This is a genomic window from Arthrobacter sp. TMT4-20, from assembly GCF_054510775.1.
Map to the genome: position 1 here is coordinate 394206 of NZ_JBTNDW010000001.1, position 22065 is coordinate 416270.

A 22065-nucleotide genomic window follows, 5' to 3' on the forward strand; every position below is an offset into this window, starting at 1 on the left:
TACTCGAAAGCCGAAGCGCGTCGCCGTCGTCGGGTGAAGACGACGCTGGTTCTCGTCGTGCTGCTGGCGGTGCTGTCCGGTGGCATCTATCTGGCCGTCAGCCAGGTGAACACGTCGGAAGTCCTGGTGCGGGAGCGCTGCACCGCCGTCGTCGGCGACGATACCTACGAACTTGGCCTCGAACAGGCCGAGAATGCCTCGCTGATCGCCGCTGTCGCCGTCACCCGTGGGCTGCCGGCGCGGGCCGCTTCCATTGCGCTCGCGACGGCGGTCCAGGAGTCGGGGCTCCGCAACCTGGACTACGGTGACCAGGCCGGACCGGATTCGCGCGGGCTCTTCCAGCAGCGGCCATCGCAGGGCTGGGGCACCGACGCCGAGGTACAGGATCCCCTCTACGCGGCCGGGGCGTTCTACGACGCGCTCGTGCTGGTACCCGGCTACGAGGCCCTGCCCATCACCGAGGCGGCGCAGGCCGTGCAACGCAGCGCCCTGCCGGATGCCTACGCCGATCACGAGGCGGAGGGGCGCGCTTTTGCGTCGGCCCTGACCGGCAACTCCCCTGCCTCCCTGAACTGTGTCCTGCGGGGCACCGACCAGGTGGGCGACCCGGCCGCTGTGCAGGCCGCCGCCGAACAGGTTTTCGGCCCCCTCGAAACGTCACTGGACGACGACGGGGCGCTCAGTTTCGCTGCTTCCGGAACCCAGGGCTGGGCAACCGCGCAATGGGCGGTCGCAAACGCCAAGGCGCTGCACATCGAAGCGGTGTCCTATGGTGGTCTGCAATGGACCAGGTCAACTCACGGCTGGGAAGCCGCTGAAACAACGACTGGGCTGATTGTCGTCGAGCTGGCCTTGGCGGACGCCTGACCGGGGTCCTAGGCGAGCAGTTCCACGACCGGCCGAACGTAGCTAGTGAAGGCTAGTGCGTCGTCGGAGAGGTCCTGGCTCATGAGAAGCGTGGCTGGCTCAACGAACCAGGCACGCGGTTCGCTGAGCGGAAGTTCGACCACCTGCAAGGTAAACGCCCGGGAGCTCCGGCCCAACTCCAGTTCCCGCTCCTCGACCAGCTGCTCGAACGGGTCTCTCCGCCGAACCTTTCCCCTCCGGTGTTTCAGCGCGGCATACTCTGCCCTCCGCTCGCGTGACCAGTCGATCGCCGCACCATAGTGGGCTTGAGCCAGCAGCTGAAGGGCGGGCAGGGACGCCAGCTCCGGAAAATGCGGTGCCGTCGCCTCGGCGTCGAAACAGTCCGCCACCAGCTGACGCCACCACGTCTCCCATTCAATCCGGAGCACCGTCAGGCCCCCGGCGTCGTGTACCAGTTGGCTGGGGTCTACCCGATGCACCGAGGGGACCAGCTCGGACACCACCGGGACCCCGACAGCGTCCAACCCAGCGCAGTCCCTCAAATACAGGGAGAACAGCATTACCGGCGACGTGTCAACAACAATGTGCCACCCATGACCACCCGCGGTCATCAACCAATCATCCTTTCTGGGGCGAATCCTCCGGCCTCCCCGGCAGAGACTCGACCTATTGAATCCAAGGGTAGACCGAACGCCCGCGACCCTCTACCCGTGAAGACCACCGATATCCCAGTAACAAACTAGGCTGGAAGCATGAAAATTCTTGTTACCGGCGGCAGCGGCTACATCGGCTCGCATACGACGCTCGCCCTCCTTGAAGCTGGCCACCAGGTGGTGGTTGTCGACAATCTCATGAACTCCTCTGAGACCGCCCTTGACCGGGTCAGGGAACTGAGTGCGAAGGCTCTTACCTTCCACAAAGTGGATCTCCTCGACGAGGCAGCACTCACGGCGGTTTTCGACGCAGAAGCTGTTGATGCTGTAATCCACTTCGCTGGTTTGAAGGCGGTGGGCGAGTCAGTGGCCAAGCCGCTGCATTACTATCACAACAACGTCGGCGGAACGCTGAATCTGCTCCGGGTCATGGATGCAGCACAGGTAAGGACACTGGTTTTCAGCTCTTCCGCCACCGTCTACGGCGCTTCGGAAGAGGTTCCGCTGATCGAGAAAATGCCGCTTGACGCGGTCAATCCCTATGGCCGCACCAAGGAACAGATCGAGGACATCCTCTCGGATCTCGGTGCCGCCGATGGCCGATGGAACATTGCTTTGCTGAGGTATTTCAACCCGGTCGGGGCCCACGAATCCGGGCTGATTGGGGAGGACCCCACTGGCATTCCCAATAACCTGTTGCCCTTCGTGGCCCAGGTGGCAGTGGGGCGCCGGGAGAAAGTGATGGTTTTCGGCAACGATTACCCCACCCCCGATGGCACGGGCATCCGCGACTACATTCACGTGGTGGACCTGGCAGCCGGGCACCTGGCGGCGCTGGATTATCTGACCACCCACGCCGGGGTGCACCGCTGGAACCTGGGCACCGGCAACGGGTCATCGGTGCTTGAGGTACTTGCGGCCTTTTCCGCTGCTGCCGGGCATGAGATCCCCTACGAATTCGCGGCCCGGCGGCCCGGCGACGCGGCGGTCAGCTATGCCGACCCGTCAGCCGCACTGGCGGATCTCGGCTGGTCGGCCCACCGCTCCCTGCAGCAGATGTGCGAGGACCATTGGCGCTGGCAAAAACACAATCCCCAGGGCTACTCGGACTAGTAGTCGCCCGGCGGCTTCCCCGCGTTAACCGCGACGGCCGGTCACCTGCGAAGGTGACCGGCCGTCGTCGTAAGCGGTAGGTGCGGGCTATCTTGCGGGGTAGTTGCGCGCTGCTTCGCCCGTGTAGAGCTGGCGGGGGCGACCAATCTTGGTTTGCGGGTCCTGCATCATTTCACGCCACTGGGCGATCCACCCCGGCAACCGGCCGATCGCGAACAAGACGGTGAACATCTTTTCCGGGAAGCCCATCGCCTTGTAGATCAGGCCGGTGTAGAAGTCTACGTTCGGGTACAGCTTGCGTTCGATGAAGTAGTCATCGGCCAGGGCCTTCTCTTCGAGGCGCATCGCGATGTCGAGCAGTTCGTCATTGCCGCCGAGTTTGCCAAGAATGTCGTGGGCGGTGGCCTTCACGATGGTGGCGCGCGGGTCGTAATTCTTGTAGACGCGGTGCCCGAAGCCCATCAGCTTCACGCCGTCTTCCTTGTTCTTGACCTTTTCCATGAAGTCTTCGGGCTTCATGCCCTTGCCCTGGATATCGCGGAGCATGTTCAGTACGGCTTCATTGGCCCCGCCGTGCAGCGGGCCGAAGAGCGCGTTGATACCGGCAGACACCGAGGCGAACATGTTGGCGTGCGAGCTGCCAACCAGGCGAACCGTTGAGGTGGAGCAGTTCTGCTCGTGGTCGGCGTGCAGGATCAGCAGCAGGTCGAGGGCCTTGACCATCATCGGGTCCAGGTCATACGGTTCCGCGGGCAGCCCGAAGGAGAGCCTGAGGAAGTTCTCGACCAGGTTCATCGAGTTGTCCGGGTACAGCATCGGCTGGCCGATTGACTTCTTGTGTGCATAGGCGGCGATGACCGGCAGCTTCGCCATCAGGCGGAAGGTGGAGAGCTCCACCTGTTCGTCGTCGAACGGGTCGAGGGAGTCCTGGTAGAACGTGGATAGCGCCGAGACGGCCGAGGACAGCACCGGCATGGGGTGCGCGTCGCGGGGGAAGCCGCCGAAGAAACCCTTGAGTTCCTCATGGAGCAGCGTGTGCCGGCGGATGCGGTCGTCGAAGGCGGCCAGTTCGGTGGGGGTCGGCAGGTTCCCGTAGATCAGCAGGTAGGAAACCTCAAGGAAGCTGGAGTGCTGGGCCAACTGGTCGATTGGGTATCCGCGGTAACGCAGGATGCCCTGATCGCCGTCAATGTAGGTGATCGCCGAGGTGGTGGCCGCGGTGTTCATGAAGCCCGGGTCGTAGGTGACGGCGCCGGTCTGCTTGAGCAGCTTCGACACGTCATAGCCATTGTTGCCTTCAGCAGCATTGACCATCGGGAGGCTGAGTTTCCCTCCGTCATAGTGCAACGATGCACCGTTTTGCTCGGTCATTGAACTCTCCTCTAGGAGTGGTGGCATGCATTGGCTTGCGACACCTTCGCACATTCAACAAAACGCTACCGGTAGGGACACCCGGAGCGCTAATCGGCGATCCCGTTCGCCGGACGCTGCATCTACTGGGCCTAATGGGCCTGCTGGGCCGCAGACAGCCTTTGGACTGCCGCATCGATGGCCTGGTCGGAGCCGGTCAGCGCGACCCGGATGAATCCCTGGCCAGCATCGCCGTAAAAAGTACCCGGCCCAACGATGATCCCCAGCCTGGCGAACCGTTCCACAGTGGTCCAGGTGTCTTCGCCCGCGGTAGCCCACAGGTACAGGCCCGCCACCGAATCCTCGAGCCGCAGCCCGAAGCCCTCCAGCGCGGGGATCAGCTGGTCCCGACGTCGCCGGTACAGGTCCTTCTGGGCTTGCACGTGCTCGTCGTCGTTGAGTGCGGCGCGCATGGCTTCCTGGACCGGGAACGGCACGATCATCCCGGCGTGTTTGCGGGAGTTGACCATGTTGGCAATCAGGTCAGGATCCCCAGCAGTGAACGCGGCCCGGTAGCCGGCCATGTTGGATTGCTTGCTCAACGAGTAGACGGCGAGCAGGTTGCTGTGACTTCCCCCATTGACGCGGGCGTCCAGCACGCTGGGGACCGGTTCGCCGCCCCTGGCGCTATCCCAGTCGCCCCAGCCGAGTTCCGCGTAGCACTCGTCGGAGGCGACGACGGCGCCCAGCGCGCGTGCCTCGGTCACGACGTGTGCGAGGTCGGTGGCCGAGAGGACGCGACCCGTCGGGTTGGCGGGCGAGTTGACCCACACCAGCCGGACACGCGCCCTGGTCTCCTCATCAAGGGTGGACAGGTCATCGGCGGCGACTGCCGTGGCACCCGCAAGTTCCGCGCCGATGTCATAGGTGGGGTACGCGACTGTCGGGCGGACGACGACGTCGCCCTCGCCCAGCCCGAGCAACGTTGGCAGCCAGGCGACTAGTTCCTTGGACCCGACCGTCGGCAGGACATCCAACGGATCGAGCCCGTCAACGCCACGGCGGCGGGCGAACCAGTTGCTAACCGCGGACCTGAGCTCGTCAGTGCCGTGGGTGGTGGGATATCCCGGGGCGTCGGCCGCAGCGGTCAACGCCGCCTGGATGACCGCCGGGGTTGGATCGACTGGCGTTCCGATGGACAGGTTCACAGCCCCACCGGTGTGCTGCTTCGCCAGAGTCACGTACGGTGCCATGGCGTCCCAGGGGTAGTCCGGGAGCGCGATCCCGAACTGTCGGCCGCCGTCGTGGGTGGTCATGCGCCCTGGATCTGGGGCGGGAGGGCCGCGATGATCGGGTGGTCTTTGCCAATGTTGCCCAGCTTCGCGGCGCCGCCGGGTGAGCCAATGTCGTCGAAGAACTCGACGTTGGCTTTGTAGTACTCGGCCCACTGCTCGGGGGTGTCATCCTCGTAGTAGATGGCTTCCACAGGGCAGACCGGCTCGCATGCGCCGCAATCGACGCACTCATCCGGATGGATATAGAGGGACCGTTCGCCTTCGTAGATGCAATCTACTGGGCATTCCTCGATGCAGGCCTTGTCCTTCAAATCCACGCACGGCTGTGCGATTACGTAGGTCACTTCCCACGCCTTTCCAGTTGGGGCTGTCGTTCCGGTTCCAGCTTAACGCAATGGCCCGGTGCAGCCGCATCGTGTGCTCGTTCAACCCTATGAGCCCCACCACTACCAACCCTGCCCACTACGCTGATCACATGGACTCCCCCGCACGCCACCTGCTCACACTTCCCGTGGGGACCCGCGTCGTGGTCAGGTATCGCCTTGACGATGGGCTCACCGACGCGCTCGGGGAGCTGGTTCAAATCGATGAGCAGACCTGTACCGTGCGGACCAGGCGCCACGGCGACGTCGTCGTACCCCTCGAGCTGGTAACCGCCGCCAAGCCTGTGCCTCCCCCACCCCCGCGGCGGCCTCGACGCTTCTAGGCCCAGCCGGTCAGCACTCCTGCCCACTGCATGCGGGTGATTCCCCCCTGGCAGCACCCCATCACTGGGAACGATCAGTGCGAAGGAACACTTCAACGTGATGCGGGCTACTGAGCAACCTTGTCGGGGAGCTTCTTCATACCCCAGAAGCCCCCGCCCAGCACGGGAATGGTCGCCACGAGGGTCCCCGCCACCCCGATCCACATTGTCGGGAGGATCCCGAGCTGCTCGCCCAGCACTCCCGCGAGGAGGCCAGCGATCGGCATGACCCCCCACACCACAAACCTGATGGACGCGTTCATCCTGCCGAGCAGCCTCGGGGGACAGACCCGCTGGCGCATGCTGACCTGCATGATGTTGTAGGCCAGGACGCAAAAGGTCATCCCAGCTTCTCCCACAATGAGCAGAGCCAACGCGGCAGGCTTCGACGGCGCGAGTGCAGCCAGCGGCACCAGCATCAGGAAGGCGCTGCTGGCCAGGGACGCGAGCGGGATCACGGTCCCCTCACCGATCCGTGCCGCAATCCAGGGGGTTGCCAGGGCGCCTGCCAGCCCGCCCACCGCAGCGACCGAAAGGATCAGGCCGAGCGCTGCCGCCCCCAGGTCGAGGTCCCGCAGGATCAGCAGGGGCAGCAGGGTGAAGAGCAGCGACGCGAAAAAGTTGACGCCGGCGGTGCAGGCCGCGACGCGCCGGATCAGCGGATGCCGCCAGACGAAGGAAAGTCCCTCCTTGATTTCGACGGCGAGCGGACGCCGGTCCGCAACTGGCGAACGCTGCTCCTCGTCCCGGGTCCGGAGCAGGAACACGGCCGACAGCAGATAGCCAGCTGACTGACCGACGACCAGCAGCGGCGCACTGAGCAGCTGCAATAACCCGCCGCCCAGTGCGGGCCCACCCAGCCTGGAAATCTGGGCGGTCGACTCGAGCTTCGAGTTGGCACTGGGCACCTGGTCGCCTGCCACCAGCACGGGAACGTAGCTTTGGTAGGCGACATCGAAAAACACGGTTGCGATGCCGACGACGCCGGCCACCAGGCAGAGGTGCCAGATGGTAAGCGAATCCACCCACCAGAGCAGGGGGATCGCGAGCATCGCGACCATCCGCACCAGATCCGCCCCGATCATGACCCGGCGTTTGAGCCAGCGGTCAACCCAGGCTCCGGCGGGTAGCCCGACGAGCAGGAACGCTGCCGTGCCGCTGGCATTGAGCACACCGACTTCAAACTCGGAGGCACCCAAAAGCAGAACAGCGATGACCGGGAGGGCAAGATGCCCGAGTTGGGTTCCCAGCTGGCTGATGGCTTGTCCGGCCCAGAAATTGAGAAAGTTCCGATCGCGAAGCAGGGACGGCGGCGGGGATCCGGTCTGGGTGGTCACCGTCACAGTCTGCGTGCAGTGATTGACTACTGTCAATCACTGGGTCGGCCTGACGTATCATTTAGGAATGGATACTGATGAGGATGTGCAGGCCCGCGGCCGAGCGCTCAGCTCCCCCGTTAGGCTCAGAATCCTCCGGCTGTGCCTACATAAGGGCAGAACCAACAAGGAAATCGCTGAGCTCCTCGACCTCAATCCGGCGACCGCACTGCACCACGTACGGACCCTCCTGGTAACCGGGTTCCTGACGGCCGAGGAAACCCGCACCGGCAACCGCGGCGCCAAGGAAATTCCCTACCGGGCGACCGGACTGTCATGGCGAAGCAGGATTCCTAATGCTGCGCCGGTGCTGGTAGAAACTTTCCTGCAGGAGATTGACGGGCTGAATCCGTCGGAGATTGATGTCTGGCGGCTTGGTGTCCGTTTGAACGAAACAAACCGCTCCGAGATGATGCGCAGGATCCGCGAGATCCTAGAGGAATACGCAATCCGCGATTCAGACACCGACGGCACCGCCACGTCCATCATGTTGGCCCATCATCTGGACCGCAGCGCGGACTAGCCGGCACGGCCTAGACCGGACGGGTAGCTCGCCGGGGCCGCAGCACCCACCAGGACACCATCGAAGCGGCGACCGTGACGACCGCCAGGCCAAACACCCAGATGCTTCCCGCGACCGCAGACGGCAAGAGTGGTTCCATCCCCAAGTCCGTCAGCACCAGCGGCTGATCCTCGCTGGCCGCAAACAATCCCACCACCAGGTAAGCGACTCCACCCACCACCGGGGCAAAATATACGTTGCGAGCCCACAGCGCCACGAAAACGGCGACACTCCCTGCCAGCAGCACTGCCGCGGCCGCGCCCACCGGAAGGGTGAGGCCGTCAAAGTCCCACTGCTGGCCATGGAGGGCGGTTCCCAGGACTGCCACAGCAAGCCCCATGGCGAGCGAAACGAGAAACGCCCACCACAGGGGAATTACCTGGTGGTGGGCGTTTCCACGGGCGGGGCGATCCCCCACCGCGGTGCCCATTGGCTGGCTGACGACGACGACGGCTGGGCGCCGGTCGTCGTCGTCAGTCAGTGCCGATGAGCGATCCTGCAAAACGGTCGAAGGCTAGACGCGGGCGCGTGAACGAGCCGCGCGCATCCGCTCGTTGGCATCGAGGATCAGCTTGCGGATCCGGATCGACTCCGGAGTCACCTCAACACACTCGTCTTCGCGGGCGAACTCCAACGACTCTTCAAGGGTCAGCTTGCGGGGAGGGGTGAGGTTCTCGAAGGTATCCGATGAAGCTGCACGCATGTTGGTGAGCTTCTTTTCCTTGGTGATGTTCACGTCCATGTCATCGGCGCGTGAGTTCTCGCCAACGATCATGCCCTGGTACACCTCGGAGGTGGGCTCCACGAAGAAGGAGCCGCGTTCCTGCAGGTTGATCATGGCGAACGGGGTAACGACTCCGGCGCGGTCAGCGATCATCGAGCCGTTGGTGCGGTACTCGATGTCCCCGGCCCAGGGCTCGTAGCCCTCGGAGTAGGAAGCAGCGATACCGGCGCCGCGGGTGTCCGTGAGGAACTTGGTACGAAAACCAATCAGGCCACGGGCGGGGACGATGAATTCCATCCGGACCCAACCGGTGCCGTGGTTGGACATGTTGGTCATGCGGCCCTTGCGGGTCGCGAGGATCTGGGTCACTGCGCCCAGGTACTCCTCGGGTACGTCGATGGTCATGTGCTCCATCGGCTCGTGCACCTTGCCGTCGACCATCCGGGTCACAACCTGAGGCTTGCCGACCGTCAGTTCGAAACCTTCACGACGCATCTGCTCGACGAGGATAGCGAGTGCAAGCTCGCCACGGCCCTGTACTTCCCAGGCGTCGGGACGCTCTGTGGGAAGAACCTTCAGGGAAACGTTACCGATCAATTCACGGTCCAGGCGATCCTTCACCTGGCGCGCGGTCACCTTGGCGCCCTTGACCCGGCCGGCGAGCGGCGAGGTGTTGATACCGATGGTGACCGAGATGGCCGGGTCATCGACGGTGATCAGGGGCAGCGGCTGGGGGTTGTCAATGTCGGTCAGGGTCTCACCGATGGTGATGTCCTCGATGCCGGCGACGGCGACGATCTCGCCCGGTCCGGCGGAATCGGTAGGCACGCGATCGAGGGCGCGGGTGGCCAGCAGCTCGGTGATCTTGACTGACTTCAGCTCACCGTTCTGACGGGCCCAGGCGACGGTCTGTCCCTTACGCAGGGTGCCGTTGAAGATACGCAGCAGGGCGAGACGGCCCAGGAACGGGGATGCGTCAAGGTTGGTAACGTGCGCCTGCAGCACACCGTCCGGGTTGTACCGGGGCGCTGGGATGTGATCGATGATGGTCTTGAACAGTGGCTCAAGGTTGTCATTCGACGGAACCGTGCCGTCAGCCGGCTGCTCGAGTGAGGCTGCGCCTTCACGGGCTGCCGCGTAGACGACTGGCACGTTGAGAACCGAGTCGAGGTCCAGGTCCGGAACTTCGTCGGCGAGGTCCGAGGCAAGGCCCAGGAGGAGGTCCATTGATTCGCTGACCACTTCATCGATCCGCGAGTCGGGACGGTCAGTCTTGTTGACCAGCAGTACCACTGGGAGCTTCGCGGCGAGGGCCTTACGCAGCACGAAACGGGTCTGGGGCAGTGGGCCTTCAGAGGCATCCACCAGCAGGACAACGCCGTCGACCATTGACAGACCGCGTTCCACCTCGCCACCGAAGTCGGCGTGGCCAGGGGTGTCGATCACGTTGATGGTGATGGTCTCGCCATTGGCAGAGGGCCCGTCGTAGAACACCGTGGTGTTCTTGGCCAGGATGGTGATGCCTTTTTCGCGCTCGAGGTCACCGGAGTCCATGACCCGGTCTGCCACGTCGCCGTGGGCTGCGAAGGAATTGGTCTGCCGGAGCATGGCATCAACCAAGGTGGTCTTTCCGTGGTCAACGTGGGCCACGATGGCAACGTTGCGGAGGTCGCTGCGAACAGCTGTGTTGCCTGTGGTTTCAGACATGCGTAATGACTCAATTCAGTAATCTTGAGGGGAATCTAGCGTTATGAGGACGGCGCCTGCTTGTACCAGTCTAAGCTCTCAGGAAAAAATGCCCTAACGCGGCGATCAGCTCGGGTCAAAATAGCAGGTCCTCGGTGTTCCACGCAGAAACGGCCCGCCCCTGAAGGGCGAGCCGTTTCCTTGTCCTACCCCGGTGAACAATGGGGCAGCTCTTTCGCTAAAGTGCTAGGACTTTTTGGAGCGGGAAAGCTTCCAGCGCCGGGCCCCCGAGTTTCCGGCTGCCCCCCGTGGAGCTTCCTCGAGGTGGTAATCCGCCAGCTGATCCTGGATCTGCTGATCCATCCGATCAGACATGTGTTCGCTGACATGGTCGTTGACCTGATCGGCAACAGCTATGCGTGCCTGGCGCCGCTGGGCACGCAGGAAATCCTGGTGCTCCTCGTGGAATGCCTTGACCGTGGCAATGCACATGAAGATCATCACCACACTGAACGGCAGCGCGGTCAGGATGGCCGCCGTCTGGATGGAGGCCAGTCCATCATCGCCAACCAGGAGCAGGGAGATTGCTACCGTAGCGGCGGCAACGGCCCAGAACGCGCGGATCCAGTGCTTGGGGTCCGGGTGCCCGCCGGTTGAGATCATGCTCATCACCAGGGCACCGGAGTCCGCCGAGGTGATGAAGAAGATTGCGATCAGGATGATCGCCCCGATCAACAGGATCGGACCGCCGGGTAGGTCTGTCAGGAGCCCGAACAGCGCGTTATTGGTATCCACCGCACCGTCTTCCCCAACCAGACCGCCGTTGCCGAACAGCTCGCGGTAGAGGGCTGATCCGCCGAGTACCGAGAACCAGAGGAAGGTGAGCAACGTCGGAACGAGCAGCACGCCGGCAACGAATTCGCGCACGGTACGGCCCTTGGAAATGCGGGCGATGAAGATGCCTACGAACGGGGCCCAGGAAATCCACCAGCCCCAGTAGAAGGTGGTCCAGGCCGACTGCCAGGCTTCGCCGTCGGCTCCGGCGAAGGCGAGGGTGTCGAAGGTCAGACCCACAACGTTCTGCAGGTAGTTACCAATGGACTGAACGAACTCACGGAGCAGGAACAGCGTTGGGCCGGTGAAAAGAATGAAGAGAAGCAGCACGCCGGCGAGCACCAGGTTGGTGTTGGACAGCCATTTCATGCCCTTGCCTACGCCTGAGATAACTGACACCAGGGTCAAAGCTGTGATGCACAGGATGAGACCAACCTGGGTGAACTTGGTTGCTTCCATGATGTTGGCGGTATCGAGCCCCGCCGACATCTGGAGAACGCCGAGTCCCAGGGAGGTAGCGACGCCGAATAGGGTGCCAACCAGGGCAACGATGTCAATGGCGTCGCCCCATTTGCCCTTGACCTTGTCGCCCAGCAGAGGTTCGAGGGTCCAACGAATGGAGATGGGACGACCGCGGCGGTGCACCGCATAGGCAATAGCGAGGCCTACTACTACGTAAATGCTCCAGGCGTGGAGGCCCCAGTGGAGGAAGGTCTGGGTCAGGGCTTGCTGGGCAAGCTCAATGCCGGTCCCTTCTGTCCCGGGCGGGGGTGCAGCGAAGTGGTTCAGCGGTTCAGCGACGCCCCAGAAGACCAGGCCAATGCCCATGCCAGCAGCAAAGAGCAGCGCAAACCAGGACATCAGCGAGAATTCCGCCCGGTCCTCGTCCTTACCAAGACGGATATCGCCGAAGCGACTCAGGCCGACCCAGAGCGAAAAAACAACGAACATGGCAACGATGGCCACGTAGTACCAGCCGAACGCGCTGATGACGTTCGTCTGGATGGCGCCGAAGACTTCGGCGGCCGTGGAGGGGAAGATGAGGGCGAAGCCCACGAACACCACGATAAGCGCAGCGGCCGGAATGAACACCGCTTTGGACAGCCGTGAAGCTGGCTGCGGTTTCCCTTCCGTGGGATGGCCGTCTGACTCGCCGGGTGGACTATCGGTTGCCGGATTTCCGGACCTGAGGGACATTCGGGTAACTCCTCATGCTTTTTGTTTTAAGGTGAGAATGACTATTGACAAGGCTCTACCTAGGCAGTAGGGCCTAACCCAGCGTACAGAAGGACCGGTCCCGATGCACAAGGCCGCCTTAACGCGAGAACGACGGCGACCCATCCGCGGAAGGGATGTGTCGCCGTCGTTCCTGGTAAACGGGAGCCGCTACTCGGCTGATGCGAGGAGCTTCGCCCGCAGCTCCCGGCGTTCACGCTGCTTCTCCGGGTTCGGCAGCGGGACCGCCGCGAGGAGCCGCTGAGTGTAGGGATCCTGAGGCCGCCGAAGGATCTGGTCCCTGGTCCCCTGCTCCACAATCCTGCCTCGTCGCATCACGCAGATCCGGTCGGACATGAGGTCGACGACGGCGAGGTCGTGGGTGACGAACAGGCAGGCGAACCCGAGCTCCTGCTGCAGGTTCTTCAGCAGTTCCAGCACGGTGGCCTGCACCGACACATCGAGTGCTGAGGTCGGTTCATCAGCCACGAGAAGCTTCGGTTTCAACGATAGTGCGCGAGCAATACCGACCCGCTGCTTCTGCCCACCCGAGAGCTCATGTGGGTACCGGTTGCGGTAGGCGCGCGGCAGCTCCACCTGGTCGAGGAGGGTCTCGATCCGCTTCTGCAGATCGGCGCCCTTAGCCACCTTCGCCAGGAACATCGGTTCGCCGATGCTCTCCCCCAGGGGCAGCCGGGGGTTCAACGATGAGGAAGGGTCCTGGAAGACCATTCCCACGTTGCGGCGCAGCTCGAACAGTTCCTTACGGGTCGCGTTCGAGATTTCCTTGCCGGTGACGGTCAGCGACCCTGCGGCGACGGGCAGCAAGCCAACTGCCGCACGCCCGATGGTTGTTTTCCCTGATCCTGACTCGCCAACCAAGCCGAGAATCTCTCCCGGGTAGATGGCCAGATTCGCCCCTTCGACCGCCCGGAATGCGGGGACCCTGCCCTGTTTGGGGTACTCGATTGCCACATCTGTGAGTTGCAACACTGCGGCACCGCGCGAGGTGTCAGCGGCGCGTTCTGCTTCATCGAGCCGCGCCTGGTTGTCGCGTTCGCGCCGCATCAGCTCGTCCTGGTCGACGTCCCTGAGCTCGGTGCGGGTGGCGGCTGCAAGCGCTGCGGTGACATCTACTTCATCGGTGTCGCCGCCGCCCTGCCCAAGGTGGGGCACCGCGGCGAGCAGTTTCCTGGTGTATTCGTGCTGCGGGTCATGAAAAATCTGTGCGGAGGTGCCCGCTTCAACGATCCGGCCCTTGCTCATCACTACGATGTGGTCGGCGAGGTCGGCGACCACTCCCATGTCATGGGTGATCAATACGATGGCACTGTTGAGCTTGTTGCGCAGGTTGCGCATCAGGTCCAGGATTTCGGCCTGAACAGTCACGTCCAGCGCGGTTGTGGGCTCGTCGGCAATGAGTAGCTTCGGATCACAGGAAAGCGACTGGGCGATCATGGCCCGTTGGCGCTGCCCACCAGACAGCTGGTGCGGGTAGGACTTGAACGCCTTCTCAGGGTCGGGAAGTTCCACCATGTCAAGCAGCTTCAACGCCCGCTCTTTGGCCTCGTCCGGGGAAATCTCGTTGTGCAGGCGGATGGTTTCGATGATCTGGAACCCGATGGTGTACACCGGGTTCATTGCGGTCATCGGTTCCTGGAAAATGACCGCAACGTCACGGCCACGAACCTGGCGAAGTTTGCTTCCGGTCAGCCCGAGGATCTCCCTGCCGTTGAGCTTGACGCTGCCCGTGGTGCGGCTGTTTTCAGGGAGCAAGCCCAGGAGAGACATGGAGCTCGCGCTCTTGCCCGATCCGGACTCGCCCACGATGGCGAGTACCTCACCGGCCTTGACCTCGTAGTTCAGGTCGATGGCTGCAGGGACCCAGACCTTGTCGACGCCATAGTCGACGCTCAAGCCTTTGACCTGGAGCACAGGGACGTCGCCCTGGGGTGTCTGGCCTGTTTCCGAATTTTCGATGACGCCGTCGGTCATGATTCTGCTTTCCTTCCGCCCGTGGCCTGCCACATTCTGGTGATTAGTGGACTGGCCCGGAATCCTGAAACTATATGGGTATGAATAGCCCGAGTGATGTAGCCAGTCCCGTCATCTTCAAACCACGATTTGGCAAGTGGTTTGCAGGTTTGACCTGGGTGCTGGCCGGGATTGGTATTGCCCTGTCGGTGGCTGGTGACGGCGTTGACGGTTTGATTTCCGCGTGGCCGCTGCTCGCCTTGGCCTACTTTGGCTGGTTGCTGTTCTGGCATCCGTCCGTGGTGATTGCCGACGACGCAGTAACGCTCAACAACCCGCTGCGCTCCATTTCGGTGCCGTGGGCGGCGCTGATTCACGTCGACACGAAGTTTGCCCTTACCCTCGTCACCGTTCGCGGTAGTCACACCGCGTGGGCGGCGCCGGCTCCCGGCGTCTGGGGCACACACCGGGGTAAGCCTGAGCATGTCCAGGGTCTCCCCGAATCCAGCTACGGTCCGGCCCAGTCCATTCGACCGGGAGATCTGAAGAATACCGATTCGGGAGCGGCAGCCTTCCTGGTCCGTACCCACTGGGCGGCCCTGGTCGACGGTGGACTGGTTGACGCCGACGCTACGGAAACCACTGCTGTGGTTACCCGCATCCACTGGGTTGAGATCGGATGTGCAATCGCCCTGATTGCCGCCAACCTGATTGCTTTCTCCCTGGTCTAACCGGTAGGCGCGACGCGGCAGCACCACTGCCGCGCCTACCGGGTCAACCATTCGCTTCGGCACTTTAGGCCTCGGGGCGGCTGGGGTCGGAGATATCGCCAGAGTGCACTGCCTTCTTGGCGTTGAATTTCTTCTGACGCGGATCGAAAGCATCCCGCAGCCCATCACCGATGAAGTTGATCGACAAACAGATCAGGATGATGAAGAGCCCAGGCCACCAGAACAACCATGGCCGGGTATTAAACGCCTGCTGGTTGTCGCTGATCAGACTGCCGAGGGAAATATCCGGGGCCCTGACCCCCAGCCCGAGGAAGGACAGTGCTGACTCAAGCAGGATGGCCGACGCCATCACCAGGGTGGTGTTGACGATAATCACGCCCACGGCGTTGGGCAGGATGTGCTTGAAAATGATCCTGGTATCGGATGCCCCTGCGATCCGGGCAGCGTCAACGAATTCGCGCTCACGGAGGGAGAGGAACTCCCCGCGGACCAGGCGGGCAAGACCAGTCCAGATGATCAGCCCCACAAACACTCCGAGCAGAATTACCCCTGCGCTACCACCCATGATGCTGCGCAGGAAGGTGCCGCTGCCGGTGAGGTTGTTCCCCACGCTACCGAGGACGGCGGCGAGAATGATCAGGGGGATCACGATGATGACGTCGGTGAAGCGCATCAGTACTGATTCGACCCAGCCGCGGAAGTACCCTGACACTCCACCGATGATCACGCCGAGGATCCCACCGAGGATGCCGATGATGAACATGATGATCAGCGAGAGCTGGGTGCCGCGCATGGTCATGGCGAACAGGTCGCGGCCGACGCGGTCCTGACCGAATGGGTGGTCACCGAAGTCGAACGGCAGGACCCAGGTGGGTGCGCCGTTGGGGGTGGCGAGGGGAAGAGTCTGAACGTAGTTCCATTTCCACCAGCCCGGGATGCCCGCATACCCGATCGAGGTGAAAGCGGTGATTACCACGAGGACGAAAACCACCATGCTCACGACGGCGGCTGAGTTGCCGAAGAACCGCTTGCGGACGATCTGACCCTGGCTCAGGCCAATCGAGTCGTCCTTCTTCGGGGTCGGCTTTTGCTTGTTCTCTGCTCTGGTGCTCATGCTTTTACCCTCACTCGTGGGTCAAGTACCGAGTAGGCCAGGTCTGCAACCAGGTTGAAGACGAGGGCCAGGATGCCGGTAATCAGGAAGACTCCCATGATGGGATTCGGATCAACGCGGCCCAATGCTCCAATGAACAGTTGGCCCATACCGCTGAAGGCGAAGACCTGTTCGGTGATGATGGCGCCGCCGATCAGTCCGCCGATGTCAAAGGCGACGAGGGTGGCCAATGGGATCAGCGCGTTCCGGAACGCGTGACGCATCACCACTGTGCGCTCGCCCAGCCCCTTGGCGCGTGCCGTGCGGATGTAGTCCTGGTTCATGATCTCGAGCATCGATGCCCTTGAATAGCGGCTGTAGCCGGCCAATGAGATCAGCATCAGCGCAATGGTGGGGAGCAGGAGATGGGTAAAGGTATCGATGCCCATGATCCAGAAGTCACCCTCAAGGTTCGGGGTGGAGGAACCCAGGGTGGCAATTGGCCTGCCCCGGATCCTGCTGTTGTCCGAGTAGAGGGGCCAGGACTGCATAAATCGGTCGAGGAGGATGGTGAAACCCATGAGGAAAGCAGTGAGTCCCGCAGCGTTCATGCTCTGCCGACGGTCGTAGCCGCCCATGAAGTATCCAACAGCGACGCCGACCAGCACGGTAGCGACAGCCAGCAGGACGATCATCAGCGGGGTCGCCAGGTCGAGCAGTGGCTGCATGGTGAAGTAGGCAATCATGCCGATGCCAACGGTGATCAGCGCCGAGTAGAGCGCCTTGCGGTTCTTCAGCCCTGCGGTCAGGAGGGTGACACCGTAGGCAATTCCGACGCCTGCAATGGCAATGACGACGGGGCCGAAGCCTGGTTCGAGGAACCATTGAGTGAGGTCGAGGAAAAAGAGAATGACTGCTGCGAAGGCGAACCCGGCCGCCCCTGCGATGAGACGCTTCTTCAAAGTCCCTCGGGCGACCAGATACCAGATAAAGGCGGAGACCGAACTGGTGACCAGTATCGCAGTGAGGGAAATATTGGGATCGGCAAGGAACGTGTTGAAGCTGATCGCTCCATACTCCTTCAACAGGACCGCCACCCAGAAGATTGGGAGGGAGAAGAAGAGGAACGCCATGAAGGTGACACCGTAATCGAGTCCGCTGTATTGGCGGAGGGCGGTGATGATACCTAGCGAAATGCCGATCAGGATGGCGAGGACGGTGGCGCCAGTGACGAGGAGGATGGTCTGGCCCATCGCCCGGGCGAGCAACTGGGTTACTTCAATTCCGGCGATGCTGCTGCCGAGGTCGCAGGTAGCAGCGAAGGGGATGAGGCAGCTGGCTGCCCCACCAAGCCATTCGAAGTACCGGATAGGGGCTGGGACGTCGAGACTCAGCAGGTCTGTCCGAAGTTGGATGAGCGTTTCCCGGTTGGGAACGTTGCTCTCGCGCAGATCCCTCAGCGGATCGCCTGAAAATGCGGTCAGCATGTAGACGATGAAGGATGCGCCCAACAGGATGAGCACGGCGGCAACTAAGCGCCGGACGATGTAGGTCACCATAGTGTTTAAACCTCAATGTTAAGGTTCCGGGGATCACCCGGCGTTGTGGCAAGAGTGTAATGCACCGAACAGGCAGCCGATATTTGGGAGATCCCAATCGCTTCCCGCAGATGCGCAATTCCGAGGACGGTGCAGGCGCTAGAAAGCGCTGGGGCCAGCGAGGCCGGCCCCAGCGCTTTCGTGTCTAGCGCACTAGATAATGGGTGTGGCCGAATTACTCAGCAACTGTCCATTCCCAGAAGTTCCACCAGATACCCTCTTGGGTCGGGCTGAAGCCGACGCCTTCGATTGAATCACTGGCAGCGTTGATACCGATCGACTGGAACAGAGGCAGGCCATAGCCGGTCTCGAACAGGCGGGTGTCAACGATGGTCTGCAACTCCTGCTGCTCAGCTTCATCAGTGGTGACGATCAGCTCGTCCATAGCTTCCTGAGCTTCATCATCACAGAATCCGCTGAAGTTGGATGCCGAGCCACAGCCGTAGAGCTGGGGAACACCGGTTACGCCAACGCCCGTGCTGACCCAGCCGAAGATGGTTGCGTCGTACGTGCCGGTGCCGAGAGCTGAACCCCACTCGTTGCCGGGGAGTCCGCCGTCAACAACCTGGAAGCCAGCCTGCTCAGCGCTTTCGGCGATGAGGGTGTAAGCGTCAACCCGGTTGGGGTTGTCGACGCTGTACATGATCCGGACCTCAGGAGTTGCTCCATCGAGCAGTTCCTTTGCTCCTTCGATGTCAACTTCGTCATACTCTTCTGAACCGTTCACGGGAACAGCTGCCTCGTAGCCGGGGGTGCCGACGTCGAAGATGTTGGAGTTGCGGTGGTCAGCTTCTGGATCCAGCTGCGCGATGGTGGAAGCAACAATGGCGTCGCGAGGGATCGTCTTCATGAACGCCTTGCGAACGTTCTCGTCTTCGAAGACACCGCTGTAGTTGAGGTCAAGGTGATCGAAGGAGAGCTCGTCGCCTTCGAAGATGTTGACGCCGTCAATGGCTTCGAGTGACGCGAGCGTGTCAGCTGATGCCTGTGGCTGGATAACGTCGACGTCGCCGTTCTGCAGGCCCTGGACCTGGGCAGTGGCGTCACCGATGTAGCGGATGGTGATTTCGTCGAGCTGGGTCTCGGGGCCCCAGTTGTAGTCTTCGTTCTTGACCAGTGTCATCGACTGGTCAGGAGTCATTGAGTCTACGATGTACGGTCCGCTGGACAGGTACATGGCTGGATCGTCAGGAAGGGTGGTGGTGTCGAAGGCAGTGTTCCAGATGTCAGCGACTGGCTGAAGGTCGGGACGTTCCTGAGGATTTTCCGGATCACCTTCGGGGGTGTTCTGGATGAGTTCGATCAGGGCAGCTTCGTCAGCAAGACCGGCCTGGGTTGCGACAACGTGGGCTGGGGTGTCAATCACGCCGTAGGCGATTTCCCAGTCAGCGTAGGGCTCGGTGTACTCGATGGTGATGGAACGGCCATCTTCGCCCAATTCGGGGAGCAGTGACAGGTCCAGGCCAGCGGTGCTGGCTGCTGCGAAGTACGTGGCGCCGGTTTCTGCTTCGGCGTCCGCGTCGTCAAAGTAACCTGAGCTGACGGCCCAGGAGAACAGGAGATCTCCGCCGTCGATTGGCTCGCCGTCGGACCAGGCGACACCCTCGTTGACGGTGTAGGTGACGGTCAGAGGATCTTCGGAAACAACTTCGTAGGATCCGAATTCTTCCCTCGGAACAACCTCAAGCTGGTCGTTGATGTAGTTGAACCCCGACTTGGTCAAGTAGCTGACCTTGCCGTTGATATCGACGTTGCCTGTAGCGCTGTCTGAGTTGAACGAGGTAAACGGGTTTACCTCGGCAACACTTACGACTCCGCCGCTCGAGGCGCCGGTGTCGCCGCTCGCGTCTGGGTCAGAATTGCCGTCGCCGCTGTCTGTGCTGGCGCAGGCGCTGAGTGCAAGTGCAGCGATTGCCGCGACTCCCACAGCTTTGGAAGTACGTCCGAAACGCATTCCGCCTCCTATTTCGTGTTCTGGATAGAGCCCCATGTGGTTTTACAAAGAGCTGACACGCCCCTCCCTGAGGAGTGGCGTGCCTCACATGACTAGAAGCCTAAGGGCTAATTGTTGCGGTCAGGTGTCCTAACCCCCATCGCAACCGGGTTGTTACCGAGATGCAACCAAATTTTTTTCCCAGTGTTCATTCAGGGCTTTCCCAGCACCCGCAGATCAACATTATTGGCCCAGCTTTTGTAGAGGAAACCGCTGGACACTCATCGGGCGGCAAACGCCTATAGCGGGAATAGCCTGAAGGTTATGCGCTCACTGAGGTGCTGCATCCCACGCCCGCTAACTACCCGGGTCATACCTGAACTCACGGAGTTCCTGGGAACAACGGCAGCTTTGGCGTCCTCGATCACAGCGTGAGAGGCGGCGACGACGGCGGGAAACTCTTCTTCAGGGATCATCATCGCTTCGCTCGGGAATGAGATGAGATATTTGGTCTTGACTCGATGATGGCCGTCATTGGGCACGACGGCAATGGTCTCTGATCGACGATCAGCGTTGCCCTGCAGTCGGCGGTCAGTCATCCACCGGCCGCCACGGCCCCCATTGCTCGGCGCCGGGAACATCACCCCTGGTCCACCACTGCGTCCGGTACATCTCGCCCTCGAAGATCACCCGGCGGCCCTCGGTGTAAACCATGTTTTCCTCCCAGGCCACGGGTTCGGCGTCGGCAGCCTCCTGGGCCGACAGCGAGGGGCCGGCTGCCGGTGGGGCGTCCGCCGTCGTTGCACCCGGGGTGGTTGTGCCGGGGGTGATGGTTGGCGGACTGGGTGGCTGCACCGTGGTCTCGGGCATCACCCTGTCACGTGCCGGGCCTCGTGAGGCTTCGCGCAGCTGATCGGAAAGTACGGTCAGGAGCGAACCGTCCCGGTTGCCTGCCAGGTCCCACCACATGCCACCGCCCAGCCCCTTCTCCAGAATGTAGTCGCTCTTGAGACGCACGGTTTCGGGGTTGTCGTAGCTCCACCATTTGTCGCCGTCGAACCGCCAGGCCGCGCCGAGTGTCGTGTCGGTGAATTCCTCACCGACCTCTCGCAGCTCGTCGTAATCCTCCAGGCCCCGTTCTTCACCGCCCGGCGCGGGTCCGGTGGCTTCGCCCCAAGGCTCCGCCGAGTCAGCACCCATCCAGCCCCTGCCGAACGCGGCGAGCCCGAGACCGAGTTGGGCGGGGTCGATTCCGGCGTCGAGATAGGCACTGACGGTCCGGTCCACTGAGAAACGCTCGCCGTCTGGGCGTGGATCTTCCGGATCGTCGAAAAGGTTTCCCTGGTGGCCGGTGAGGCCCGGTTCCCACGTTCCCCACAGGTCGTAGCCCTGGATATTTCCGAAGTCGAGGTATTCAAAGAGTTCGGGGTCGTTCCAGCCACCGGCTTCGATAACCTCGGGGTTTGCTGGCAGGAAGGCGCTCAGGGAATAGGAGGCACCCGTGTTAGCCCCATGGGCATCGAGCTGCTCCCGGAATTCCTGCAGCAGCAGCCGGAAGTTCTCGGCGTCGTTTTCGGTGTCCACACCGTTACCCTCTAGCCCTTTATCGGTACCCGGCCATTCCCAGTCGATGTCAATGCCGTCGAAGATGCCGGCCGCAGCACCGTCCCCTCCCCTGCCCTCGATCATCGGGAGGTTGCCCTTGATGTAGAGGTCGATGCAGGAGGCAACGAGGGCCTTGCGGGATTCATCGGTCGCCGCAGCGCGGGAGAAGTTCTTCGACCAGGTCCAGCCACCGAGTGAGATCACCGCACGCAGCCCCGGGTTGGCTGCCTTCAGCTGCCGGAGCTGGTTGAAGGATCCGGCCAGCGGTTGCTCTGCTGTGTCACCGATCCCGGCAATGGAGCCAGCCGCGTCGTAGGCCATGCCGTAGTCCGCCCACGCGTCGGAGGCGCCGTCAGAACCGTCCGGGCCGCTTCCCTGAGCCTTGTTCGCTTCGAAGCAAGTCAGCGTCTCGTGGTGGATGTTCCCGAAGGCGTAGTTGATGTGACTCAGGTTTCCGGCGGCTCCAGAGTCCTGAAGGGCCTTCATGGGGAACTGTCGCCCATAGACTCCCCACTGGGGGAAATAGCCGACGCTTCGGTAACCATTGATGCGGGCCGGAGTGGTAGCGGCGTCATCGGAACCGCTTCCCTCTGAGGTGTCCCCGAAGGAACAGGCGGCAATGCCGCTGATTCCTAGGAGGGCAACGACGGCCAAAGCGACAATCCGCTGGGATCGGCGCGGACGCACGCGTTTCATTCGTTCCTCCGGCAT

General features: G+C 62.3%; 18 protein-coding genes and 1 pseudogene. 5 read left to right on the forward strand and 14 right to left on the reverse strand.

The window, feature by feature from the left end; all coding sequences use genetic code 11:
* The first annotated feature begins 33 nt into the window (after window positions 1-33).
* On the forward strand, window positions 34-867 hold the full coding sequence (locus ACX80Z_RS01795; RefSeq protein ID WP_116778681.1) for a hypothetical protein: 834 nt from the start codon (window positions 34-36) through the stop codon (window positions 865-867).
* 8 nt (window positions 868-875) lie between these two features.
* Here the strand turns inward: ACX80Z_RS01795 and ACX80Z_RS01800 are convergent, their stop codons facing one another.
* Window positions 876-1478, reverse strand: coding sequence for a hypothetical protein (locus ACX80Z_RS01800; RefSeq protein WP_019481635.1), 603 nt, complete (start codon window positions 1476-1478; stop codon window positions 876-878).
* 141 nt (window positions 1479-1619) lie between these two features.
* Between ACX80Z_RS01800 and galE the strand changes: the two genes are divergently transcribed.
* Window positions 1620-2633 (forward strand): UDP-glucose 4-epimerase GalE, encoded by a 1014-nt coding sequence (galE, locus tag ACX80Z_RS01805; protein WP_116778680.1) that lies wholly within the window; start codon window positions 1620-1622, stop codon window positions 2631-2633.
* 87 nt (window positions 2634-2720) lie between these two features.
* Here the strand turns inward: galE and ACX80Z_RS01810 are convergent, their stop codons facing one another.
* The 3 genes from ACX80Z_RS01810 to fdxA form a co-directional block, all read right to left on the reverse strand.
* The gene (locus ACX80Z_RS01810; protein WP_019481633.1) at window positions 2721-4004 is read right to left on the reverse strand and encodes a citrate synthase; all 1284 of its coding nucleotides are present in this window, start codon (window positions 4002-4004) and stop codon (window positions 2721-2723) included.
* A 131-nt stretch (window positions 4005-4135) separates the two neighbouring features.
* A complete protein-coding gene (dapC, locus tag ACX80Z_RS01815; protein WP_459314733.1) occupies window positions 4136-5299 on the reverse strand; it encodes a succinyldiaminopimelate transaminase in 1164 nt (387 codons plus the stop codon).
* Window positions 5296-5622, reverse strand: a complete 327-nt coding sequence (gene fdxA / locus ACX80Z_RS01820; RefSeq protein WP_459304070.1) for a ferredoxin — start codon at window positions 5620-5622, stop codon at window positions 5296-5298. The genes dapC and fdxA overlap by 4 nt, the downstream gene beginning before the upstream one ends.
* Window positions 5623-5753: 131 nt before the next feature.
* Here fdxA and ACX80Z_RS01825 point away from each other — a divergent pair, with 131 nt between their 5' ends.
* The gene (locus tag ACX80Z_RS01825; protein WP_116778708.1) at window positions 5754-5984 is read left to right on the forward strand and encodes a putative acetyltransferase; all 231 of its coding nucleotides are present in this window, start codon (window positions 5754-5756) and stop codon (window positions 5982-5984) included.
* 107 nt (window positions 5985-6091) lie between these two features.
* Here the strand turns inward: ACX80Z_RS01825 and ACX80Z_RS01830 are convergent, their stop codons facing one another.
* The gene (locus tag ACX80Z_RS01830; protein ID WP_459314734.1) at window positions 6092-7360 is read right to left on the reverse strand and encodes an MFS transporter; all 1269 of its coding nucleotides are present in this window, start codon (window positions 7358-7360) and stop codon (window positions 6092-6094) included.
* 67 nt (window positions 7361-7427) lie between these two features.
* Here ACX80Z_RS01830 and ACX80Z_RS01835 point away from each other — a divergent pair, with 67 nt between their 5' ends.
* Window positions 7428-7922: an ArsR/SmtB family transcription factor gene (locus ACX80Z_RS01835; protein ID WP_459314735.1), complete on the forward strand. Its 495-nt coding sequence runs from the start codon at window positions 7428-7430 to the stop codon at window positions 7920-7922.
* 10 nt (window positions 7923-7932) lie between these two features.
* On the opposite strand, the gene ACX80Z_RS01840 is transcribed toward ACX80Z_RS01835, so the two are convergent.
* The 4 genes from ACX80Z_RS01840 to ACX80Z_RS01855 form a co-directional block, all read right to left on the reverse strand.
* Entirely contained in the window at window positions 7933-8463 is a 531-nt protein-coding gene (locus ACX80Z_RS01840; protein WP_459314736.1) for a hypothetical protein, read from the reverse strand.
* 12 nt (window positions 8464-8475) lie between these two features.
* The gene (typA, locus tag ACX80Z_RS01845; protein WP_116778674.1) at window positions 8476-10392 is read right to left on the reverse strand and encodes a translational GTPase TypA; all 1917 of its coding nucleotides are present in this window, start codon (window positions 10390-10392) and stop codon (window positions 8476-8478) included.
* Between the two features lie 225 nt (window positions 10393-10617).
* Window positions 10618-12402, reverse strand: coding sequence for a BCCT family transporter (locus ACX80Z_RS01850; RefSeq protein WP_459314737.1), 1785 nt, complete (start codon window positions 12400-12402; stop codon window positions 10618-10620).
* A 189-nt stretch (window positions 12403-12591) separates the two neighbouring features.
* Entirely contained in the window at window positions 12592-14415 is a 1824-nt protein-coding gene (locus ACX80Z_RS01855) for an ABC transporter ATP-binding protein (protein WP_116778672.1), read from the reverse strand.
* Window positions 14416-14495: 80 nt separating this feature from the next.
* Between ACX80Z_RS01855 and ACX80Z_RS01860 the strand changes: the two genes are divergently transcribed.
* Window positions 14496-15125, forward strand: a complete 630-nt coding sequence (locus ACX80Z_RS01860; protein WP_116778671.1) for a PH domain-containing protein — start codon at window positions 14496-14498, stop codon at window positions 15123-15125.
* A gap of 64 nt (window positions 15126-15189) precedes the next feature.
* Here ACX80Z_RS01860 and ACX80Z_RS01865 read toward each other — a convergent pair whose 3' ends face one another.
* The 5 genes and pseudogenes from ACX80Z_RS01865 to ACX80Z_RS01885 all read right to left on the reverse strand — a co-directional run bounded on the left by ACX80Z_RS01865 (window position 15190) and on the right by ACX80Z_RS01885 (window position 22050).
* The gene (locus tag ACX80Z_RS01865; RefSeq protein WP_116778670.1) at window positions 15190-16239 is read right to left on the reverse strand and encodes an ABC transporter permease; all 1050 of its coding nucleotides are present in this window, start codon (window positions 16237-16239) and stop codon (window positions 15190-15192) included.
* Window positions 16236-17777, reverse strand: a complete 1542-nt coding sequence (locus ACX80Z_RS01870) for an ABC transporter permease (RefSeq protein ID WP_459314738.1) — start codon at window positions 17775-17777, stop codon at window positions 16236-16238. Before ACX80Z_RS01870 ends, ACX80Z_RS01865 begins: the two co-directional genes overlap by 4 nt.
* Before the next feature lie 214 nt (window positions 17778-17991).
* A complete protein-coding gene (locus ACX80Z_RS01875) occupies window positions 17992-19770 on the reverse strand; it encodes an ABC transporter family substrate-binding protein (RefSeq protein WP_459304076.1) in 1779 nt (592 codons plus the stop codon).
* 377 nt (window positions 19771-20147) lie between these two features.
* Window positions 20148-20348: pseudogene (locus ACX80Z_RS01880) on the reverse strand (hypothetical protein); the annotation flags it as partial.
* Complete coding sequence (locus ACX80Z_RS01885) at window positions 20341-22050, reverse strand: glycosyl hydrolase family 18 protein (protein ID WP_459314739.1); 1710 nt, start codon at window positions 22048-22050, stop codon at window positions 20341-20343. The pseudogene ACX80Z_RS01880 and the gene ACX80Z_RS01885, both read right to left, overlap by 8 nt.
* Between the last annotated feature and the right edge of the window lie 15 nt (window positions 22051-22065).

Excerpts from the sequence above, each read along its gene's own strand:
- ACX80Z_RS01800 (WP_019481635.1), bottom strand. The coding sequence starts at position 1,478 with ATGACCGCGGGTGGTCATGGGTGGCACATTGTTGTTGACACGTCGCCG.
- galE (WP_116778680.1), top strand. The coding sequence starts at position 1,620 with ATGAAAATTCTTGTTACCGGCGGCAGCGGCTACATCGGCTCGCATACG.
- ACX80Z_RS01810 (WP_019481633.1), bottom strand. The coding sequence starts at position 4,004 with ATGACCGAGCAAAACGGTGCATCGTTGCACTATGACGGAGGGAAACTC.
- dapC (WP_459314733.1), bottom strand. The coding sequence starts at position 5,299 with ATGACCACCCACGACGGCGGCCGACAGTTCGGGATCGCGCTCCCGGAC.
- ACX80Z_RS01825 (WP_116778708.1), top strand. The coding sequence starts at position 5,754 with ATGGACTCCCCCGCACGCCACCTGCTCACACTTCCCGTGGGGACCCGC.
- ACX80Z_RS01835 (WP_459314735.1), top strand. The coding sequence starts at position 7,428 with ATGGATACTGATGAGGATGTGCAGGCCCGCGGCCGAGCGCTCAGCTCC.
- typA (WP_116778674.1), bottom strand. The coding sequence starts at position 10,392 with ATGTCTGAAACCACAGGCAACACAGCTGTTCGCAGCGACCTCCGCAAC.
- ACX80Z_RS01850 (WP_459314737.1), bottom strand. The coding sequence starts at position 12,402 with ATGTCCCTCAGGTCCGGAAATCCGGCAACCGATAGTCCACCCGGCGAG.
- ACX80Z_RS01855 (WP_116778672.1), bottom strand. The coding sequence starts at position 14,415 with ATGACCGACGGCGTCATCGAAAATTCGGAAACAGGCCAGACACCCCAG.
- ACX80Z_RS01860 (WP_116778671.1), top strand. The coding sequence starts at position 14,496 with ATGAATAGCCCGAGTGATGTAGCCAGTCCCGTCATCTTCAAACCACGA.
- ACX80Z_RS01865 (WP_116778670.1), bottom strand. The coding sequence starts at position 16,239 with ATGAGCACCAGAGCAGAGAACAAGCAAAAGCCGACCCCGAAGAAGGAC.
- ACX80Z_RS01870 (WP_459314738.1), bottom strand. The coding sequence starts at position 17,777 with ATGGTGACCTACATCGTCCGGCGCTTAGTTGCCGCCGTGCTCATCCTG.
- ACX80Z_RS01875 (WP_459304076.1), bottom strand. The coding sequence starts at position 19,770 with ATGCGTTTCGGACGTACTTCCAAAGCTGTGGGAGTCGCGGCAATCGCT.
- ACX80Z_RS01885 (WP_459314739.1), bottom strand. The coding sequence starts at position 22,050 with ATGAAACGCGTGCGTCCGCGCCGATCCCAGCGGATTGTCGCTTTGGCC.